Here is a 6347-nt window from a genome sequence, read left to right on the forward strand (position 1 = left end):
TTCCTGCCCGAGCACTCGGGCAACAGAGTCCCATAACGACTGGACCACTACAACGGGCTCACCTCAATCTGCCCGGCGCGCTTGGCGTACATGGCGACGTGGGCGGGATCGTCAAATGGGTTCGGTGGTGTGGTCACGCCACGAGGGTGGCCGCCTGCGGTCTGAGGTGGCAAGTGAACTTGCCATCTGGGCAATATGTACGTCGGCACGCCGAACTTACTGCGCCGCGGCACCACACCTCGATGCGTTAACGCAACGTCGACATGCACGTCTTGGTCCGATCATGCAACGACAACCTCGCCCGAACGTCTGGACCAAACCACCGTTCAAATCCTGGGCGGCATCGGAATCTACTGCGCCAGAATCAACGACTCACGACTGACCAGGAACCGCCCCATCACCGCATCAGGGGCACGCGGCGGGTTCCGGCGAGTCGCTCGCACCGGTCCCGGTGCTGTGCCGGTCGATGTCTGAGCCGATCTGCCGGTTCGCGCGGCGGACCGCCCAGTACACCACCACGGATACCGCGCCGAGCAGTGGATAGCCCATGGCGATCCGGGCAAGCGCCAGCCAGCCGGTGAAGCCGCCATCGTAAAGCCATTGCTGCACAACGAATCGCGCGGAGAACAGCGCCACGAATGCCAGTGTGGCGACGTCGAACGCGTGCAGCGCCACGGTGTCGGCGCGCCATGACCGATCGGGCCCGGCGCTACGCAGCAGGTTCCATATCACTCCGACCAAGGGGCGTCGCGCCAAGAGGGATACGGCGAACACGGTCGCCATCGCAAGACTGAGCCAGATTCCAGGCAGGAAGTAGTCTTCGGCGGACCCGGTGTAGTAGGCGATCAGCGCGGCGACGACTACCCCGAGTAGTCCGGATACCGCCGGCTGAATAGGCTGCTTGCGCAACAGCCGGAGCATGATCAGACCGACGCTGACGCTGACGGATATCACGACCGCGGCGTCCAGGCCGGCGATCGCGTTCGCGATGACATAGGCAAATGTGGGCAGACTGGCGTACACCAGCCCGGACACCCCGCCCATGCGTTCGAGCAACGTCGGTGAATGTCCTTGCCCCGGTCCGTTGGTCACGATTTCCTTCCATCACCTAGGTGCTCGGCGAGGAAGCGGTCGACGGTCTTGTACATGTCGATCACGTTGTCCGGGTTGATGAATCCGTGCCCCTCGTCGTGTTTGATCATGTACTCCACCTCGACTCCGCGGTCGCGTAACGCCTCGACCAGGTTGTCGGACTCGGCCTGGACCACGCGAACATCGTTGGCGCCCTGGATGACCAACAGTGGCGTGCTGATCTGGTCGACCTTCGTGATCGGCGAACGGGACAGCATGTCGGCCAACTGGTTCGGGTCGTCGGGGTCGCCGACGAACAGGTGCCAGTTGTTGGCCAGGTGCGGGCGGGCGATGTCGGGTAGCGTCCGCATGAAGTTGCTCAGATCAGAGATGCCGACGTAATCGACTGCGGCAGCGAACACATCGGGTGTGAAAGTGACGCCGACCAGCGTCGCGTATCCGCCGTAGGAGCCACCGAAGATGGCGACCCGCTTCGGATCCGCGTACCCCTGCTCGACGGCCCAGTCCACACTGTCGATCAGATCGTCGTGCATCTTGCCGGCGAACTCACCGACCGCGGCTTTGGTGAAGGCCTTGCCGAAGCCCGCCGACCCGCGGAAGTTGACCTGCAGCACCGCATATCCGCGGTTGGCGAGCAGCTGCACCGGCGGGGTGAACATCCAACCGTCCCGCGCCCAGGGCCCGCCGTGCGCCAGCAGCACCATCGGCAGATCCTTCGGCGGCACCCCGACCGGCAGGGTCAGATACCCGTGCAGATCCAGCCCGTCGCGCGAGCGGATGGTGACGGGGTCCATCGCCGCCAGGACCTCGGGATCCAGCTGCGGATGAGACCCGAACAGCAGCCGGCTGTCCCCGGTGTCGTGGTCGTAGAGGTAGGTCATCCCGGCTTCGCGGTCATGGGTGAAGCTGACCACCCAGCGTCGGCCGGTCAGGTCGGAGCTCAGGGCGTTCACGTCGCCGTCAGACAGCTTCTCCAGGTTCGCCAGCACCGCCGCGAAGTGCGGATCCAGCGGCTGAATCACCTGACGCTCCAACAGGTACCGCACCCCGAGCAGATCGCCGGTGCGCCGGTCCAGGATCAGCGGCTCGGCCAGCGTGGTGAACACGCTGGCGCGGGTGTCCACGTCGTAGACCGGATGGCTGTCGACGTGGGTCTGCTCGCCGGTGATGACGTCGACGCGCACGATGCGGGTCCGGTCGGTGCCGTCGTTGGAGCCGATCCAGATGCCGGTGCCGTCCGGCGTGACGGTGATCGGGTAGAGCCCCATCGTGTAGTCACGGCCGTCGAAGGTGACGATGGAGCGCAGCGTCTCGGTCCGAGGCTCCCACTGCAACAGCTCCACGTCACCGTCGGCATTGAGTGCGGTGGAGAACAAGTCGCCGTTGCTGCTGGCCCGCCAGCCTGCTCCCTTGCCGGGGTTCTTCGCCACCATGGTGAGTTCACCGGTGGCGATGTCCAGCTCGTAGGCGTCCATCAGGGTCGGTGTGCGCTTGTTGGAGTACACCATGGCCTTGGCCGGATCGCCGAGCAGTTCGTGGCCGGCCATCGCTCCCGGGAACGGGGTCAGATCGACCGCACCGGCCTCGGGGTCCCGCGGGTCGGCCCGGAAGACATGCCAGTTCTCGTCGCCGCCGGTGTCCTGCAGGTAGAGCAGCCAGCGGGAGTCCCTGGTCCACTCGTAATGAATGATGCTGCGGGTGCAGTCGGCGGTAATGCGCTGCGGCTCGCCGTCGAGGTTGTCCACGTCCTGGATCCAGATGTTGAGGCGGTCCCGCCATGGCGCGAGGTAGGCGATACGGGTGCCGTCGGGTGAGATCGATGCCTGCGCGCGGGCGGGCGGCGCGAACAGATCGTCGACTGAGAGCAACTCAGGTGTTGGCATCCCTCCATCGCACACTCGGACGCAACGGCACAGTCAAGTCCCGGGCATGGGCCTGGGCATGATGGACAGGTGGCGTGGAGTACTCGGGAGATCGCCGAACTGGCCGGCACCAGCTTGCGCGCCGTCCGCCATTACCACCAGGTCGGCCTGCTCCCGGAGCCCGAACGCCGGTCAAACGGATACAAGCAGTACGGCGTGGCACACCTGGTCCGATTGGTCCGCATCAAACGACTCGTCGACTTGGGGTTCTCGCTCCCGCACATCGCGGCGATGGGTGACACCGACGAGCATCCGGAACAGGCGTTGCGGGAACTGGACGCCGAGCTGGCGGCGACCATTGACCGGTTGCAACGGGCCCGCGACGAGCTCGGCGAGCTGCTGGAGAGCTCCGCGCCGACGGATTTGCCGCCCGAGTTCGCGCCCGTGGACGCCGTCGCCAAGATGACCGACGCGGATCGCAAACTGGTGGTGGTCCTGAGCCGGGTGCTGGGCCCGCGCGGCCGACAGGTTTATGCCGACCTGATCAGGGACACCCGCGAGGATCCGGCCGCATCGGAGCTGGACACGCTGTCCGCCGACGCCGATGAGGCGGCCCGCCAGGATCTCGCCGAGCGGCTGGCGCCCTACATCTGGTCGGTCCGGCAGGCTCATCCCGGACTCGCCGAGGCCCGCGCCGACGCGCCGCGCGGTGCAAACTTCGCCGAGAAGACCATCGATGACGCGATGGCCGATCTCTACAACCCGGCGCAGATGGACGTGCTGCGCCGGGCCGGTCAGATCGTGCGGCGGCTCGCCACCTAGGTTTGGCAGCGGCGCGAGCCGGTACTCGGCGGCTCATTGTCGTGGGGGTGCCGCGCGAAGTAATCGTCGAGCGCATCACCGGAAGGCCCGGACGCACGTTCCGGCAGTGGGCCGGCGAGCGGCTCGACGCGTTTCGCTGATCGCCGAGCCCGGCGAAGGGTCAGCTCGATCAATCGGTGATCCGCGCACTGTGGATCAGATGAGGCCGAGCGGTCCGGCCAATGCGGTAAGGGAGGGAATCAGGTTGTCGGGACCGGTCAGGACTTGCACAGGCACGTGGGTCGCGCCGGCAACGAGATGCTCCTTCAGTCTGGCTGCGATGGCATCGGTACTGCCATACGCGACGAGGGCGTCGATCAGGGCATCGCTGCCGGGGGAGGAAACGTCGGAGTCGTTGAACCCCAATCGCTTCCAGTTGTTCACATAGTTGGTGCCTTTGAGGTAGATGGCGAGAGCTTCGCGTCCGACGGCCCTTGCCTCAGCCGCGTCTGTGTTCAGCACCACCTTGTGTTCCGGGGCGATGAAAGCATCCGGCCCGACCAACGCGCGCGCCTGAGCGGTGTGTTGCGGGGTGGTCAGGTAGGGATGGGCTCCCGCGCTGCGGCGTGCGGCCAGCTTCAGGACCTGGGGGCCGAGCGCGGCGACGACGCGCTGGTCCTTTGGCACGCCGTATTCATCGAGTTTGGTGAGGTATTCGGCGAGCGCGTCGTAGGGTTTCTTGTACTCGGCGATCAGCTCGGGATGTCCGGCCCCGATCCCGAGCAGGAATCGTCCGGGGTGTGCCGTATCGATACGGTGAAACGACTCGGCGACCTTGCCGGCGGCCGCCGACCAGATGTTGACGATGCCCGTTGCCACCTTCAGCGTCTTCGTCGGCTCAAGGATTGACTCAACCCAGTCGAGTTCGGCCGGCGGCGAGCCGCCTGCCCAGATCGCGCCGTAGCCGAGCGCCTCGATATCCCTCAGTTGCGCGGCGGTCATTTGTTTCCACTGCTGGAAAAGGCCGAATACGCCGAAGGTGCCCAGATTTAAGCTAGTCATGAGTCAGTCAACCAGTCGTGAACCCACGAATATTCCGATATGTACTGCAGGACTGCAACTTTGAGCTCGACTGGCATCGGTGTTCACTCCGACAGCTGACTGCAGGTGGGTGAGGTTGGCACGCCGTTGAAGCGGTCGGCGATCCAGGCGATGCTCCGCTCACCGTCGACGAAGGCGGTCAGGAGTGAGTTGGTATCCGTCTTGTTGAGGAAAGGTGGTTGCTCGTTGGTCCACAATGTGACGTCGGCTCCGAGCGCACACCAATCTCTCGCGGTTGCCACCACCGACTCGTATGGCGCGAAAGAATCCCACCGGTTATGCGAAAGATACACCGGTCCAGTTGGTTTCACGTTTCCAATTCGCTGCATCGCCAGGATGGAGCTCAGTGGTTCCTCGCGCACCGATTGATAGAGGTCTTTCTTGAACCATGGCTGCAGATGGCGGAACGCATAGTTGATGCCGGTTTGGATCATGCACTGCCTGCTGGTGTTGGCCAGCATCTCCACACCGCGCGGGGTGAGGGAATCCGCAATCGGTTGGGTCATATCGGGATACGCTTCTTGAATCCCTCGTAGCACCCACCCAAGGGATCCGGCGAGCTGGTTTCCGTCAAGAGGCGGCAACATGCTTGGCAGATCGGTTGTGGCGCCGTTGGCATAGGTGCCAACCACGTTGAGTTCGGGTGCGTACGCACCGGCCAGCTCGGCCGCCGCCAAAGCGGCATGGCCGCCGCCCGCCAGCCAGCCCCAGAAGGCAACGGGACCACGCGGATCCAACGAGGTACCGGGCAGTTTCATCGCCGCCCGCGCAGCATCGTTCAGTGCGGTCCCGCCTGCGACGCGGTTCAGGAACTGGGGCGCCATCTGACCGTGCACCCCCAATCCGACACCGTCGGTGACCACTATCGCGAAGCCACGCGCCAGCAGGGTCGCGATGAATCCCTCCTCGAGGTTGAACATCAGGTCGAAGCCTGTATCCAACGAGGCATGGATGCCTTGGTTGAACAGGCGCGACGGAGCGCACTGCTCTCCCATTCCGTACGGGGCCGTGGCGTAGGCAAGCAACGGGCGGGGCCCGCTGCCGGGCCACGCGACATCAGGCTCGATATAGGTGCCCGTGACCGCCACGGGATGCCCCTGAGCATCGGTGCTGCGATACATGATTCGGGTTCCGGTCCCCACGAAGGAGCCCAGTTGTCCGGAAGGCTCCAGAACCAGCCTGGAAGGCTCGGTTCGGATGAGATCACCCGGTACGCCCGCGGGCAGGGGATCCGGCGGCGTGTAGAAGGCCCAGTACTGTGATTCGTCAGCGCGAGCAACCGGCGTGTTCACCGAAAACGACACTGACGCAACGACACACAGGACGATGATCAACGATTTGACCCAGCTTCGCGTGCGGTATTTCGGGACGTGTGCAGATTCGTCACCCGAAAAGGGAATCATCGTTGGTTTCCTTTGGCTGGACTAGGGCGTGTCTGACAAAACTAGAAGCCAGAGGGTGACGGCGCGTAGGACAGCTGCTGCCCGGTAG

5 protein-coding genes are annotated in these 6347 nt (G+C 64.6%); 1 reads left to right on the forward strand and 4 read right to left on the reverse strand.

The window, feature by feature from the left end; genetic code table 11:
- Positions 1-405: 405 nt before the first annotated feature.
- Together AC4ELH_RS29460 and AC4ELH_RS29465 are read right to left on the reverse strand one after the other, a co-directional pair.
- Positions 406-1044 carry a DUF3159 domain-containing protein gene (locus AC4ELH_RS29460; RefSeq protein ID WP_498888374.1) on the reverse strand — a complete coding sequence of 213 codons (639 nt, stop codon included), beginning with the start codon at positions 1042-1044 and terminating at the stop codon, positions 406-408.
- 44 nt (positions 1045-1088) lie between these two features.
- Positions 1089-2975 (reverse strand): S9 family peptidase, encoded by a 1887-nt coding sequence (locus AC4ELH_RS29465; RefSeq protein WP_498888366.1) that lies wholly within the window; start codon positions 2973-2975, stop codon positions 1089-1091.
- 69 nt (positions 2976-3044) lie between these two features.
- On the opposite strand from AC4ELH_RS29465, the gene AC4ELH_RS29470 reads away from it, so the two are divergent.
- Positions 3045-3776 (forward strand): helix-turn-helix domain-containing protein, encoded by a 732-nt coding sequence (locus AC4ELH_RS29470; RefSeq protein WP_498888368.1) that lies wholly within the window; start codon positions 3045-3047, stop codon positions 3774-3776.
- A 195-nt stretch (positions 3777-3971) separates the two neighbouring features.
- On the opposite strand, the gene AC4ELH_RS29475 is transcribed toward AC4ELH_RS29470, so the two are convergent.
- Positions 3972-4817 carry an LLM class F420-dependent oxidoreductase gene (locus tag AC4ELH_RS29475; protein ID WP_498888370.1) on the reverse strand — a complete coding sequence of 282 codons (846 nt, stop codon included), beginning with the start codon at positions 4815-4817 and terminating at the stop codon, positions 3972-3974.
- 83 nt (positions 4818-4900) lie between these two features.
- Entirely contained in the window at positions 4901-6148 is a 1248-nt protein-coding gene (locus AC4ELH_RS29480; protein WP_498888372.1) for a lipase family protein, read from the reverse strand.
- Between the last annotated feature and the right edge of the window lie 199 nt (positions 6149-6347).

The organism is Mycobacterium shunyiense, assembly GCF_058270075.1.